This window comes from Microbacterium paulum, from assembly GCF_015707995.1.
Lineage (GTDB): Bacteria > Actinomycetota > Actinomycetes > Actinomycetales > Microbacteriaceae > Microbacterium > Microbacterium paulum.
This window is the reverse complement of record NZ_JAAGRY010000075.1, coordinates 1-13,666: the sequence shown is the minus strand read 5'-3', so window position 1 is coordinate 13,666 and position 13,666 is coordinate 1. Positions and strand designations below refer to the sequence as shown.

At 71.8% G+C, this 13,666-nt stretch carries 12 protein-coding genes and 1 pseudogene; 11 read left to right on the top strand and 2 right to left on the bottom strand.

Annotated features, from left to right (window positions below; all coding sequences use genetic code 11):
• From G3N18_RS14120 to G3N18_RS14105, 4 genes are all read left to right on the top strand, one after another.
• The coding region (locus G3N18_RS14120) for a class I SAM-dependent RNA methyltransferase (protein WP_476703411.1) at positions 1–667 on the top strand (667 nt) is incomplete at its 5' end.
• A 9-nt stretch (positions 668–676) separates the two neighbouring features.
• The gene (locus G3N18_RS14115; RefSeq protein WP_196384907.1) at positions 677–1,345 is read left to right on the top strand and encodes a response regulator transcription factor; all 669 of its coding nucleotides are present in this window, start codon (positions 677–679) and stop codon (positions 1,343–1,345) included.
• Complete coding sequence (locus G3N18_RS14110) at positions 1,335–2,630, top strand: ATP-binding protein (RefSeq protein ID WP_196384906.1); 1,296 nt, start codon at positions 1,335–1,337, stop codon at positions 2,628–2,630. Before G3N18_RS14115 ends, G3N18_RS14110 begins: the two co-directional genes overlap by 11 nt.
• Positions 2,627–3,703: a hypothetical protein gene (locus tag G3N18_RS14105; protein WP_196384905.1), complete on the top strand. Its 1,077-nt coding sequence runs from the start codon at positions 2,627–2,629 to the stop codon at positions 3,701–3,703. Before G3N18_RS14110 ends, G3N18_RS14105 begins: the two co-directional genes overlap by 4 nt.
• A 266-nt stretch (positions 3,704–3,969) precedes the next feature.
• On the opposite strand, the gene G3N18_RS14100 is transcribed toward G3N18_RS14105, so the two are convergent.
• On the bottom strand, positions 3,970–4,188 hold the full coding sequence (locus G3N18_RS14100) for an acyl-CoA carboxylase epsilon subunit (RefSeq protein ID WP_196384904.1): 219 nt from the start codon (positions 4,186–4,188) through the stop codon (positions 3,970–3,972).
• Positions 4,185–5,792 carry a carboxyl transferase domain-containing protein gene (locus G3N18_RS14095; protein WP_196384910.1) on the bottom strand — a complete coding sequence of 536 codons (1,608 nt, stop codon included), beginning with the start codon at positions 5,790–5,792 and terminating at the stop codon, positions 4,185–4,187. Before G3N18_RS14095 ends, G3N18_RS14100 begins: the two co-directional genes overlap by 4 nt.
• A gap of 120 nt (positions 5,793–5,912) precedes the next feature.
• Between G3N18_RS14095 and G3N18_RS14090 the strand changes: the two genes are divergently transcribed.
• From G3N18_RS14090 to G3N18_RS14060, 7 genes and pseudogenes are all read left to right on the top strand, one after another.
• On the top strand, positions 5,913–6,737 hold the full coding sequence (locus G3N18_RS14090) for a biotin--[acetyl-CoA-carboxylase] ligase (protein ID WP_196384903.1): 825 nt from the start codon (positions 5,913–5,915) through the stop codon (positions 6,735–6,737).
• Between the two features lie 102 nt (positions 6,738–6,839).
• Positions 6,840–7,427 carry a PH domain-containing protein gene (locus tag G3N18_RS14085; RefSeq protein ID WP_196384902.1) on the top strand — a complete coding sequence of 196 codons (588 nt, stop codon included), beginning with the start codon at positions 6,840–6,842 and terminating at the stop codon, positions 7,425–7,427.
• Between the two features lie 104 nt (positions 7,428–7,531).
• Positions 7,532–8,647, top strand: coding sequence for a 5-(carboxyamino)imidazole ribonucleotide synthase (locus G3N18_RS14080; RefSeq protein ID WP_196384901.1), 1,116 nt, complete (start codon positions 7,532–7,534; stop codon positions 8,645–8,647).
• A gap of 127 nt (positions 8,648–8,774) precedes the next feature.
• On the top strand, positions 8,775–9,242 hold the full coding sequence (gene purE, locus G3N18_RS14075) for a 5-(carboxyamino)imidazole ribonucleotide mutase (RefSeq protein ID WP_196384909.1): 468 nt from the start codon (positions 8,775–8,777) through the stop codon (positions 9,240–9,242).
• Complete coding sequence (locus tag G3N18_RS14070) at positions 9,239–10,735, top strand: LCP family glycopolymer transferase (RefSeq protein ID WP_420827103.1); 1,497 nt, start codon at positions 9,239–9,241, stop codon at positions 10,733–10,735. Before purE ends, G3N18_RS14070 begins: the two co-directional genes overlap by 4 nt.
• Positions 10,736–10,739: 4 nt before the next feature.
• A complete protein-coding gene (locus G3N18_RS14065) occupies positions 10,740–11,921 on the top strand; it encodes a glycosyltransferase (protein WP_196384900.1) in 1,182 nt (393 codons plus the stop codon).
• A gap of 79 nt (positions 11,922–12,000) precedes the next feature.
• Positions 12,001–13,666 (top strand): annotated as a pseudogene (locus G3N18_RS14060) (hypothetical protein); the annotation flags it as partial.

Below are 13,666 nucleotides of genomic sequence, written 5' to 3'. Positions count from 1 at the left end.
CACCGGCGAGCCCCTGCAGGTCGCCGGCGCGTTCACCGTCGACAGCCTCGGCGGAGCGTTCATCGAGCGCGTCGAGGGCGACCCGTCGACCGGCGTCGACGCGGGCGGGTTCTGGCAGGTGCACCGCCTCGCGGCGGCGACCCTCACCGCCGCCGTGCGCGATGCCCTCGAGACCGCCGGTGGCGTCGACCCCGCCGCGCACCACCTCGACCTGTACGGCGGGGTGGGCTTGTTCGCCGCGGCGATCGCCGAAGCAGGCGGCCCCGGAACGCGCGTGACGAGCGTCGAGTCGGATGCCCGGGCCACCGAGCACGCCGGAGAGAACCTCTCCGAGTGGGTCGGCGCCCGCGCCGAGACCGCCCGCGCCGACCGCTATCTCGCCACCCTCGCGGCTCAGGCGGGGGCCGCCGAGCGTGCGCGGCTCGCGCGCGGCGTGGTGCTGCTCGACCCGCCGCGGGCGGGCGCCGGCCGCGAGGTCGTCGACGGGATCGCGGGGTTCGACCCGGCATCCGTCGTCTACGTCGCGTGCGATCCGGTCGCCCTCGCGCGCGACCTCGGCACGTTCCGCGCGCACGGCTACGAGCAGCTGCGCATCGACGCGTTCGACCTCTTTCCGCATTCGCACCATGTCGAGGCGGTCGCCGTGCTCGCCCGCGCGGCTGGCTAGGCTGACCGCATGACGCGCGTCGCCCTGATCGACGACCACGAGTCGGTGCGACTCGGGCTCGAGGCGGCGTGCGCGCGGGCGGGCACGAAAGAGGTCGTGTTCTCGGGCAGCACGGTGCGGGCGTACCTCGACTGGCGCGCCCAGAGTGGAGCGCCGCCCGCCGACATCGTGGTGCTCGACCTGACGCTCGGCGACGGCACGACCGTCACCGAGAACGTCACGCGACTCGTGGCTGACGGGTCGCCCGTGCTCATCCACAGCGTCGCCGACCGGGCGGCGGCGGTGCGCGAGGCGCTCGCCGCCGGAGCTACCGGCATCATCAGCAAGGCGTCGCGCACCGACGACGTGATGGACGCGATCGGCACCATCGCCCACGGCGAACCGCTCGAGAACATCGAGTGGGCGAGCGCCGTCGAGGGCGACCGTGCCTTCGCCGACGCGCAGCTGTCGGCGCGCGAGCGCGATGTGCTGCGGCTGTACGCCGCGGGGCTGCCGCTGAAAGCCGTGGCAGAGCGGCTCGGAGTCGCGTACTCGACCGCGAAAGAGAACATCACGCGCGTGCGCGTGAAGTACGTCGAGGTGGGCCGCCCTGCACCGACGAAGGTCGACCTGCTTCGTCGCGCGATGGAGGACGGGCTCGTCGTGCACGACCGCAGCGACGGCGACGGTGGTCGCTGACCGTCCGTCGCTGCCTCGTGTGGCGACCGGTCCGGCGGCGCGGCCGCCCCTCGGCGACATCGGCGACATCGCCGGCGGCGCGGGCGGCGCGGGCGGTAACGGCGCCGAGCGGTTCACCGAGTCGCGGGTCGAGCGCATCGTCGCCCTCGTCGTGGCGCTCGGCTGCGCGGTGCTCGGAACCCAGGCGTTCGTCAACGCCCTCAGCACGCCTCAGGCGGCCGGCCTCTGGCGGGTCGGGCTGCTCATCGTGGCGTTCCTGCCGCTCGCGGCGATGATCCTCGCCCTCGCGACCGGCGCGTTCGTGCGCGGCGCGAGCAGGCTCTGCGCGCTGTCGCTCGTCGTGGTGCTCGCGTTCTGGCCGCTCGCGACGGCGGGAGCGGCGACCGACCCCTCGGTGCAGCCGTGGGTCTGGTATCTGCTGAACGTCGCGACCGCGGCGGCGGTGATGGCGTTCGAGGTCGTGCTGCAGATCGTGTGGGCTGTGCTGGTGCCGGCGCTCTACGCGGCGGTGCGGCTGACGCAGATCGATGCGATGCCGGCCGGCGCGAACGCCGCGCAGACGGTGGGAATCGTGCTGGATGCCGTGTTCGCGCTCATTCTCGCGGGCGTCATCATCGCCCTCGGTTGGATGCTGCGCGGCACGGCCGTGGGCATCGACCGCGCCCGCCGCGACGCGGTCGCCTCGTACGCGGCGGCGGCGGAGGCCGATGCCGTCGAGACCGAGCGGGTCGCGGTCGCGGCACTCATGCACGACAGCGTGCTCGCGGCGCTTATCGCCGCCGAGCGCGCCTCGACGCCCCGCGAAGAAGCGCTCGCGGTGTCGATGGCGCGGGAGGCGCTCACGCGGCTCGCGAACGCCGAGCAAGACGTGGGCGAGGGTTCCGATGAGGCGGTGCCCGTGGCATCCATCGTCACCGGCATCGAGCGCGCGGCGGCCGACCTCGGTCTCGATCTCAGGGTGCGGGCCGCGCTCGACCCCGACGGCGGGCCGGTGCCGGGGCGGGTGGCGCGCGCGATCGTGCTGGCCGCGACGCAGGCGGTGGCCAACGCCGTGCAGCACGCGGGAGCCCGGGGCCTCGTGGTTTCGGTGCGCGCAGACCCGGCGACGATCTCGGTGCAGGTGTCCGACGCGGGCGCCGGGTTCGCTCCCGCGTCGGTGCCCGTCGACCGCCTCGGCATCCGCGGGTCGATCGTGGCGCGCATGGCCGCCGCCGGCGGGCGCGCCCGCGTGCAGACGGGCGCCGAGGGCACGACGATCCGCCTCGACTGGGACCGTCCGCGATGAGCGGCGCCCGGCCCGCTCAGGGCGTGCGCCCCGTGCTCTCGGGCCTCGGTGTCGCCTTCACGGCCTACCTCGCGGTCGGTGCGCTGTTGTGGACCTCGCCGCTCGCGTACCCCGTCGTGCAGGTGATCGCGATCGCCTTCTACCTTGTGACGACGTGGGTGTGCATCTTCTGGAACGCCCGCATCGAATCGACCCCCGACCTCGTGCGCAGCCGGTTCGGCGTGCGCATGCTGCTGCCGGCATGGGCCGTGGTGCTGGCGCTCGCGGTCGCCGCCATCGTGCCGACCGCGAGCTGGGTGGCGGCGGGGCCCGGGGCCGGCGAGAACGACTACGCCACCTGGAGCCTCGGGGCCGTCGGCGCCCTCATGGCGATCGTGATGGTGCGCCGCCGGCCGTGGGCCGCCTGGGCGGGCGTGGGGCTCGCCGCCGTCGCGGCGATGGTCTGGATCGGTCTGCCGTCGGCCCTCGCGCTCGGCGTCGTCGGCGCCGTGCTGTGGGTCGGGGTGGCGCAGCTGCTGTCGTGGCTGGTCGACCGCGCCGCACGCGATACCGCTCGGCTCACCGAGCTGCAGCGCGACGCGTCGCAATGGCTCGCCTCGCAAGAGGGCATGCGCCGCGAACGCCGCACCCAGGTGCAGCGCGCGCTCGCCGTCGCGGGGCCCGTGCTCGCCCACACGATCGCGGTCGGCGGGCATCTCGACGACACCGAGCGCCAGTTGGCGCGCCTGGCTGAGGGAACACTGCGCGACGAGCTGCGCGGAGCGGGGCTGCTCGACGACGACGTGCGCGCCGCGCTGTCGGCCGCCCGCGGCCGCGGATCGGTCGTCTCTGTGCTCGATGAGGGCGGCCTCGACGACCTCGCACCCGACGACCGCGCCGAACTGCGTGCCGAGCTAGCCCGGCTGATCGAGGGCGCGCGGTCGCAGCGGCTCTACATCCGGGCATCCACCCACCCCGACATCGCCGTCACCGTCGTCGGGCGCTCAGCCTCCGACGGCGGAGAAGACACGGTCGACCTGTGGCGCGAGTTCGCGCGCCCCCCGCGCGACGGGCGAATGGATGCCACGGCCTGAGCCCTAGGCATTCGACGAGACCGGCCTGAGCCGGCGTCCGCCGAGGCGGAGAAGAAGGAGGCGAGGGGCGGCGAAGCCGCCCGCCCCTCGCCGTGCGAGCCGGTTACCCGAAAACCGACCCGCGAGGGTGCGGCCGTGCAGAAAAACACGGTGCACCGAACGCAGAAGCGTTCCAGCACGTTCAGTCTGACGGGTTCGCCAGAACTTGTCTGTAGGTATTTTGGGGGACAAGAACGTCCCCCGTGCCGCTTCGCTGCGGTGGCGTCTCAACCGCCGAAGCGGCCCCAGCCGATCTCGCGGCGCAGCGGCTGGCGCAGTGCGCGCGCCGACACCTGCCACGCCGACGGCCGCGGTTCGGGCTCGGCGAGAGCCTCGTCTGCTTCGCGCTGGTAGGCCTCGGTGACGACCGCGACGACGGCCGCGAGTTCGTCCGCGGTGGGCTCACCGCGCCGCACGCGCACGTCGGGGGTCTCGGCTGCGCTCACAGCGGGATGTTCCCGTGCTTCTTCGCGGGCAGGCTCGCGCGCTTGCCGCGCAGCGAGCGCAGGGCTTTCGCGATCGCGACGCGGGTCTGCGCGGGCTCGATAATGCCGTCGAGCTCGCCGCGCTCGGCCGCGAGGAACGGGGATGCCACGTTGTACGTGTACTCGTTCGCCAGGCGCTGTCGCACTGCGGCGACGTCCTCACCGGCCTCGGCGGCCTTCTTGATCTCGTTGCGGTAGAGGATGTTCACCGCGCCCTGCCCGCCCATCACTGCGATCTCGGCGGTGGGCCAGGCGAGGTTGATGTCGGCGCCGAGCTGCTTCGACCCCATCACGATGTACGCGCCGCCGTAGGCCTTCCGGAGGATCACGGTCACGAGCGGCACCGTCGCCTCGGCGTATGCGTAGAGAAGCTTCGCGCCGCGGCGGATGACGCCCGTCCACTCTTGGTCGGTACCGGGCAGGTAGCCGGGCACGTCGACGAGGGTCAGGATCGGGATCGAGAACGCGTCGCAGAAGCGCACGAAGCGGCTCGCCTTCTCGCCCGCCTCGATGTTGAGCGTGCCGGCCATCTGCGAGGGCTGGTTGGCGATGATGCCGACCGTGCGACCTTCGATGCGGCCGAGGCCGATGACGATGTTCGGGGCGAACAGCGGCTGCACCTCGAGGAACTCGCCGTCGTCGACGACGTGCGAGATCACCTGGTGGATGTCGTAGGGCTGGTTCGGCGAGTCCGGGATGATCGCGTTGAGCACGCGGTCGGCGTCGGTGGTCTCCCACTCGAACGCGTTCTCGTAGATCGGCACGTCCGACATGTTGTTGTCGGGCAGAAAGCTGATCATGGTGCGCGCATAGTCGAGCGCGTCGTCTTCGTCTTCGGCGAGGTAGTGCGCGACGCCCGAGCGGGTGTTGTGCGTGTAAGCGCCGCCGAGCTCTTCCATGCCGACGTCTTCGCCGGTCACCGTCTTGATGACGTCGGGGCCGGTGACGAACATCTGCGAGGTCTTGTCGACCATGATGACGAAGTCGGTCAGGGCGGGAGAGTAGACGGCGCCACCCGCGGCGGGGCCCATGATGATCGAGATCTGCGGGATGACGCCCGAGGCAGCGGTGTTCAGGCGGAAGATCTCGCCGTACTTGCCGAGCGCGACGACACCTTCTTGAATGCGGGCTCCGCCCGAATCGAGGATGCCGATGATCGGCATGCCGCCGCGCAGCGCGAACTCCATCACCTTGATGATCTTCTCGCCGGCGACCTCGCCGAGCGATCCGCCGAACGTCGTGAAGTCCTGCGCGTAGACGGCGACGGTGCGGCCGTGGATCGTGCCGACGCCGGTGACCACGGCGTCGCCGTAGGGGCGCGAGCGGTCCATGCCGAACGCGGTCGTGCGGTGGCGCACGTACTCGTCGAGCTCGACGAACGTGCCCGGGTCGACGAGCAGCTCGATGCGCTCGCGGGCGGTGAGCTTGCCCTTGGCGTGCTGCTTGTCGCGCGCGACGGTCTCGGCATCGACGACCGCCTCTTGGTAGCGCGCGCGGAGGTCGGCGATCTTGCCAGCGGTCGTGGACAGGTCGCCCTGGGTGGTCTGGTCGGTCACGCGTTCCACCCTAGCGAGCGGGAGTGCGGGCCGGTTGGGGGACTGCCACAACGACATGGCGTTTTCGCTGTAGGCATCCGGTTCTCCGTCGGGCTCCCGGTCGCGGCGCACGCGCCGTAGGGTGGCGCTATGCCGATCCCCACGCAGGGCTTTCCGCTCGCCGCCGCCGTCACGCCTCGCCTGCAAGTCGTGAGCCACGTCGATTCGACCAACGCCAAACTCGGTCACGACGCGGCCGCCGACCCTGACGGGCACCCGCATCTGTCGGTCGTCGTGACCGACGATCAGCGCGCCGGGCGCGGGAGGCTCGACCGGGTGTGGACGGCGCCGGCCGGAACGGCGCTCGCCATCTCGGTGCTGCTGCGGGTCGGCGCGGTGAAGACCGCCGACCGGGGCTGGATTCCGCTCATCGCGGGTGCGGCGATGCGCGAGGCCGTGGCGGCGCAGCTCGGCGGAGACAAGGGCGAGAAGCCCGCCGCTCGCGTCAGCATCAAGTGGCCGAACGACGTGATCGTCGGCGACGGTGAGGCCGCGGCGGGGCGCAAGATCAGTGGCATCCTCACCGAAGTGCTCCCCTCCGACCCGCTCACGGTGATCGTGGGGGCGGGCGTCAACACCACCATGCCCACCGTCGACCTGCCCGTGCCGACCGCGACCTCGTTCGCCGATCTGGGCGTCGAGGTCGACGAAGACCGCCTGCTCGCCGACTACCTCACGGCTCTCCGCGACGGCATCGCCGCCCTTGCCGTCAGCGGTCACGCGGCGGTCGCCGAGGGGATCACGTCGCACTGCAGCACGCTCGGCACCGAGGTCGCCGTCTCCCTCCCGGGCCCCGCCGGCGGCACGACCCTGCGCGGGCGCGCGGTGCGGTTGGATGCCGAGGGGCGGCTCGTCGTCGAGAGCGAGGGCACCGAGGCGGTCGTCAGCGCGGGCGACGTGGTGCACGTGCGCTGATCGGGCGCGGGCACGGGCCCCGGCGCCGCGATGCGTTCGCCGACACGCCCATCCCGACCCGTGTGACCCCTGATCGGGGGTGCAGCGCGCCACAATGGAGGGGTGAACCAGCCGACCGCGTACACGGGGCGCCCCCTCACCCCGGCGCCCGGCGCCGAGCCGCGCGAACTGCGCATCGCGCGCGTGCGTCCGCACGCGCGGCGGCTGTTCTGGTCGGCTCTCGTGCTCATCGCGGTCGCGGGGGCGGTCGGCTACTTCTCGGGGAATCTTCCCGCCCCTCTCGACGGGGCGCCCGATTGGGCGCTCTGGGCGGCGGCCGGCGTGGTCGTGCTGCTGCTCGTGGTGGTGCCCTACCTGCGCTGGCTCTCGCGCACCTACACCGTGACGACGCGGCGCGTGATCGCCCGGTCGGGGCTCGTGCGGCGCACCCGCACCGAGATGGGGCACGCGCGCGGCTACACGATCGCCGAGCGGCGCGGGCCGATCCAGCGGCTGTGGGGTGCGGGCACCCTGACGCTCACGAACGGCGTCGACGCGCCGCTGCGCATGGTCGACATCCCCGCCGTGCGGCTCATGAACGAGACCCTCGCCGACCAGGTCGAGGTGAGCCAGATCCTCGCGCACCGCGATTCGCACGCCATCCCGGTCGTTCCCGGCCCGCCGCCCCCGCTGCCGTCCGACCTCGCCTGACCGCTCCTCGCCCCGCCGCGCGCGCTCGTGCACGTAGGCGGTCCACAGCGGCGGTCTCGGGGCATCCGTCGACCTGGGAGGATGGACGGGTCGAAAGGGATGCCATGGCTCTGACACTCGGGATCGTCGGCGGCGGACAGCTGGCCAGGATGATGATCGCGCCGGCGGTGGAGCTCGGCGTCGACGTGCGTGTGCTCGCCGAAGAGCCGGGCATGTCGGCGGCGATCGCCGCCACCGCGACGGGCGACTACCGCGACCTCGAGACGGTGCGCGCCTTCGCGCACGGCGTCGACGTCGTCACCTTCGACCACGAGCACGTGCCGCAAGAGGTGCTGCGCGCCCTCGTCGCCGACGGCGTGGCCGTTCACCCCGGCCCCGACGCGCTGCGGTTCGCCCAGGACAAGCTCGAGATGCGCGCGCGCCTGGCCGAGCTCGGTGCGCCGCAGCCCGAATGGGCGGCGGTGGCGGATGCCTCGGAGCTGCAGGCCTTCCTCGACGCGAACGGCGGTCGCGCGGTCGTCAAGACGCCCCGCGGCGGGTACGACGGCAAGGGTGTGCGGGTCGTCGAGAGCCCCGACGAGGTCGCCGACTGGTTCGGCGACGGACCGCTGCTGGCGGAAGAGCTCGTCGACTTCGCCCGCGAACTCGCCCAGCAGGTCGCCCGCCGCCCGTCGGGCGAGCTGGCCGTCTACCCCGTCGTCGAGACGGTGCAGCGCGGCGGGGTCTGCGCCGAGGTGATCGCCCCGGCCCCGAACGGTGCGCCGCGCCTGGTCGAGGTCGCCGCCGAGATCGGTGCGGCGATCGCCGAGGGGCTCGGTGTCACCGGGATGCTCGCGGTCGAGCTGTTCGAGACGACCGATGAGCGCCTGCTCGTCAACGAGTTGGCGATGCGTCCGCACAACAGCGGGCACTGGGGGCAGGACGGCGCCGTCACCGGCCAGTTCGAGCAGCACGTGCGCGCCGTGCTCGACCTGCCGCTCGGCGATCCCGCGCCGCGTCAGCCGTGGGCCGTGATGGTGAACATCCTCGGCGGCCCCGAGAGCGATTCGCTCGAGAGTCGGCTGCCCGCCGCGCTCGCCGCGCATCCCGCGGCCAAGGTGCACACGTACGGCAAAGCGCCCCGGCCCGGGCGCAAGGTGGGGCACGTCAACGCCACCGGCGACGACCTCGACTCGGTCGTCTACGAAGCGCGCGCGGCGGCGTCGTTCTTCGTCGACTGATCCTCGGAGAACTCCGCGGCCCCGGCCGCGACGTGTGGCGTTCCGGGGATCTTCCAGGGTGTCGCCCTAGCCTTGACGCGTGACCTCGACGCGCATCTCTTCGGCATCCCCTCTCGTCGGCGTCGTCATGGGGTCGGACTCCGACTGGCGCGTCATGAGCGACGCCTCGCAGCTGCTCAGCGAGTTCGGCATTCCGCACGAGGTCGAGGTGGTCTCGGCCCACCGCACGCCCGACAAACTCATCTCGTACGGGCGCGGTGCGCGCGACCGCGGCCTCAAGGCGATCATCGCCGGGGCCGGGGGAGCGGCGCACCTGCCCGGCATGCTGGCATCGGTCACCGCGCTCCCCGTGATCGGCGTGCCGGTGCAGCTGGCGACCCTCGACGGCCTCGACTCGCTGCTGAGCATCGTGCAGATGCCGGCGGGGATCCCGGTGGCGACCGTGTCGATCAACGGGGCTAAGAACGCGGGCCTGCTCGCGGCCCGCATCCTCGGCGCCTCGGACGCGCGGCTGGGCGACCGGGTGGAGCAGTACGCGAAGCTGCTCGAAGAGCAGGTCGAAGAGAAGAACCGTCGCCTGAAGGAGTCGCTGTGAGCGTGTCGGCACCGCCGCGGATGCCACGGCAGCCGGCGCCCGCGGGCGGCGGCGCGACCTCGGCACAGGGCTCGGGCGTGATCATCGGCGAGCAGCCGATCCGGCGCCCCGACACGCGATCGCCGCAGGTGATGACGCGGCGGGCCTGGTGGCTCGTCGTGCTGAACTTCGTGATGCCCGGGTCGGCGCAGTCGCTCACCGGCAACCGGCGTCTCGGGCGCATCGGCCTGACCGCGACGTTCGTGCTGTGGGCGGCGGTGCTGCTGACCGTGATCGCCGCGTTCCTGTGGCCGGGCGTGCTGCCCGTGCTCGCCTCAAACGGGTTCTTCCTCCTGGCGGTGCAGATCGCGTTGCTCGCGTATGCCGTGCTCTGGGTCGTGCTCACGATCGACACGCTCCGCCTCGTGCGCCTCGTCAAGACGCGGCGGGGGGCGCGCCCGGCGATCGCCGCGGTCGCGATCCTCGGAATGGTCGTCGGCAGCGGCGGTGCGGCCTACGCCGCGCAGCAGCTCGTGGCGCCCGCGCGCGAGCTGCTGGCATCCATCTTCACGAACAACACCCCGCCGGTGGACCCCTCGAACGGGTACTACAACTTCTTGCTGCTGGGTGCCGACTCGGGGCTCGGGCGCGACTCGATGCGCTTCGACTCGATCTCGGTCGTGTCGGTGAACGCCGAGACCGGCGCCGTGCACATCACCGGCATTCCGCGCGACCTCGCCTACGTGCCGTTCGCCGACGGCCCGATGCACGACCTCTACCCCGACGGGTTCGAAGGCCACTACTCCGAGACGTGCGGCTGGGGCCCGGGTATCAACCAGCTGATGAACGCGGTCGATATCTGCCAAGACGACGACGGCGCGAGCATCTATCCCGATGCGGCGGCCAACTCGTCGACGCCCGCGATCGAGGCGACGAAAGATGCCGCCGAGGGCATCCTGGGCATCCAGATCCCGTACTACGTCTTCGTCGACATGAAGGGCTTCGCCGACATCGTCGACGCGCTCGGCGGCGTCGACATCACCGTGCAGGAGCGGCTGCCCAAGGGTGGCGGACCCACCTACGAGGGCGAGCCGGCCGAAGACTGGGCGATCGGTTGGATCGAAGCGGGCCCGCAGCACATGGACGGCGACACCGCGCAGTGGTACGCCAGGTCGCGCTACACGACGAGCGACTGGGACCGCATGCGGCGCCAGCGCGAACTGCAGCAGGCGATCCTCGCGCAGGCGAACCCGGCGAACGTGCTGTCGCGGTTCCAGCAGGTGGCGGCGGCGGGGGAGGACCTCGTGCAGACCGACATCCCGTCGGGTCTCCTGCCGTTCCTGATCGACCTCGCCGTGAAGGCGAAGGAGCAGCCCGTGCAGACGCTCGAGCTGACGCCCGAGGGGGCCGGGATCGACACCGACGAACCGACCGCCGACGAATACGCGCACGTGCGCGAGCTCGTGCAGCAGAACCTGTACCCGCCGTCTCCGACGGCGACGCCGGAGGGGTGAGCGCGTGACGGCTCTTCTGCGGGTGGTGCTCGACCAGGTGGTCGCGCCGACGGGCGCCGATCTGTCGACGGCGTCGCGCGAGCTCGGTCGCGCGCTCGTGAAGACAGCGCCGAAGGGGTGCGCCGTCGAGGGGATCGTGCCGGCCGTCGCCGATGTCGCCGGTGTCGTCGAGGGTGCCGTGCCGGGGCTCGCGTCGCTGTCGCGCATGGCTTTGCCGCGTCGCGAACTGGCCGCGGCGTGGCAGCTGGGGGTCGCGCCGGGCGTCGGCGGGGGCATGATCCACTCGCCGACCTTGCTCGCCCCACTCGTCAAGCACGACCGGGTGCACGACCACGATCAGACCGTGGTCACGCTGTGGGACTTGGATGCCTGGGAGCGCCCCGCCGAGCTGGCGCGGCCGGCCGTCACGTGGCACAAGGCGATGCTGAAGCGGGCGGCGCGGTTCGCGGACGCGCTTGTCGTGCCGACCCATGCGCTGGCCGCGCGTGTCGCGGAGCTGGGGGCGTTCGGGGATCGGGTGCGGGTGATCGCGGGGGCGGCGCCTTCGGGCTTCGCCGTGCCGACCGACGAGGTGGGTCGCCGGCGGGCGCTCGATCTGCCCGAGGGTTTCGTGCTGACGGCCGGTTCGTCGGCGCCGTCAGCACAGTTGTCGGATGCCTTCGCCGCCGTCGCCCGGGCGGGGCTCGACCTGCCGGTCGTGGTTCTCGACGTACCCGCGGGTGACGAGCCCGCGGTGGTCGACATGGCCGCCGCCGCGGGTCTCGGCGAGGGGCGCGTGCACGTGCAGGGCGCGCTGGACGATGCCGACCGTGCCGCGATGTTCGGCGGCGCGGTTGCCTTCGTCGCGCCGGCGGTGTCGTCGGCGTTCCCGTGGAGGGTCGTCGAGGCGCTGACCGTCGGCGTGCCCGTGGTCGCGTCGGGGTCGGCCGTGCACCGGGAGGTGGTGCTCGACGGGGGTGTTTTCGCTGTGGCGGAGCCCGGGGACGGTGAAGGTGCGCTCGCCGAGGCATCGTCCGAAGCCGGTGCCTCGGGTTCAGCGGCGGAGTCGTTGGGCGCCGAGCTCGCCGGCGTGCTCGCCTCGACGGACGCCGTCGAACGCTTCGGCGTGCTCGCCGCCGACCGGGGTCGTGCGTTCTCATGGGCCGGCGCCGCCGAGCGTGTGTGGCAGCTGCACGCCGACCTGTAAGTGCGTGTGAGGCGCGTGTCTTCGGCGTGTCCGCCTCCCGTCGGTGGTATCAGGAGTTCACTTCCGTCACAATGGTGACGTGCACTCCCGACACCGCTCGCTCCGCTCTGCCCGCCCGCAACCCGGTCGGCTCGCGTTGCACGCCGTCGTGGCGGTGCTGGCACTCCTCGGTTCGCTCGCCGTCGCGGCGCCCGCGAACGCGGTGGTGGATGCTTCGGCATCCGTTGCCGCGGCGGCGCCCGCGGCCGTCGACACCGCCGTCGACTCGGGGATCGTGAAGGCGGCGGCCGTCGTCGGATTCAACCCTGAGAACATCATCTCGGACTCCTTGTTTTACGACGGCAAAGCGATGACCGCCGCCGAGATCCAGTCGTTCCTCGATGCGAAGATCGGGTCGTGTCGCAACGGCAAGTGCCTGAACGTTCTCAACGTGAGCGTCTCTTCTCGTGACGCGTGGGTCTCGCAGGCGACGGGCAACCTGGTGTGCTCGGCGTTGCAAGGCGGCACGATGCGCGTGTCGGAGCTGATCTACCGCATCCAGGTGGCGTGCGGGGTTTCGGCGAAGGTCATCCTCGTCACGCTCCAGAAGGAGCAGGGGCTGACGACGAGCGATGCCCCGTCGGACTGGAACCTGCAGGCGGCGATGGGTGCGTCGTGCCCCGACACCGCGCCCTGTGATCCGGCATATTCGGGCGTGGGTCCGCAGATCGTGCAGGGCGTGCGCCAGATCAAGATCTACAAGGCCGGGCGGTTCGCCATGCAGCCGGGCGTGAACTACATCGGGTACAACCCGAACTCCGCCTGCGGTGGCACGAACCTGAACATCCAGAACTACGCCACGGCAGCGCTGTACAACTACACCCCGTATCAGCCCAATGCGGCCGCGCTCGCTGCGGGCTGGGGGTTGGGTGACGGGTGCTCGAGCTACGGCAACCGCAACTTCTACAACTACTACACGAGCTGGTTCGGGTCGACGGACGACGGGTCATCCAACCCGATCGGCAACATCGAGCTCATCGAGTCCCAGCCGGGCAAGTATCGCGTCACGGGGTGGGCGCTCGACCCCGATGTGAAGGACCCGATCTCGCTCCACATCTACGTCGGTGGTTACAGTCAGGCCGTCACTGCCGACAAGGAGCGCTCAGACGTCGGCGCGGCCTACCCTGGCAACGGCGCATTCCACGGCTTCGACGTCACAGTTCCCGCCCAATCCAGCGGTACCGAGTCGATCTGCGTCTATGGCATCAATGTTGCGCGCGGGTCCAACGTCCTGTTCCTGTGCCGCGACGTTACGGCGAAGGCGGGTTCGCCCGTCGGAGCCGTCGACGCGGTCGAGGGCGTCACCGGTGCTGTCAACGTCCGCGGGTGGGCGCTCGACCCCGACACCATCGACCCCGCCACAGTCCACGTCTACGTCGACGACGCGGGCGCGGCGTATACGGCGAACGCGACCTATGATGCGCTGCCCGCGCAGTACGCGTCGTACGGCAAGGCTCACGGCTACAGCATGAAGGTGACGGCCACACCGGGTCCGCACACAGTCTGCGTCTACGGCATCAATTCCGGCGTTGGCGCCAACGCGCAGCTCGGCTGCAAGACGGTGACCGTCCCCGGCGTCGTCGTTCAGCCGATCCCGGATCAGGGTCGTGTGCCGTTCGGTGTGCTGGAGGCTGTTCAGGTGTCGGGGAACTCGGCGGTTGCGTCGGGGTGGGCGATCGATCCGGATACGGCGTCGCCGATCAGTG

Coding starts and splice junctions, on each gene's coding strand:
- G3N18_RS14115 (WP_196384907.1), top strand. CDS start 677: ATGACGCGCGTCGCCCTGATCGACGACCACGAGTCGGTGCGACTCGGG.
- G3N18_RS14105 (WP_196384905.1), top strand. CDS start 2,627: ATGAGCGGCGCCCGGCCCGCTCAGGGCGTGCGCCCCGTGCTCTCGGGC.
- G3N18_RS14090 (WP_196384903.1), top strand. CDS start 5,913: ATGCCGATCCCCACGCAGGGCTTTCCGCTCGCCGCCGCCGTCACGCCT.
- G3N18_RS14080 (WP_196384901.1), top strand. CDS start 7,532: ATGGCTCTGACACTCGGGATCGTCGGCGGCGGACAGCTGGCCAGGATG.
- purE (WP_196384909.1), top strand. CDS start 8,775: ATGGGGTCGGACTCCGACTGGCGCGTCATGAGCGACGCCTCGCAGCTG.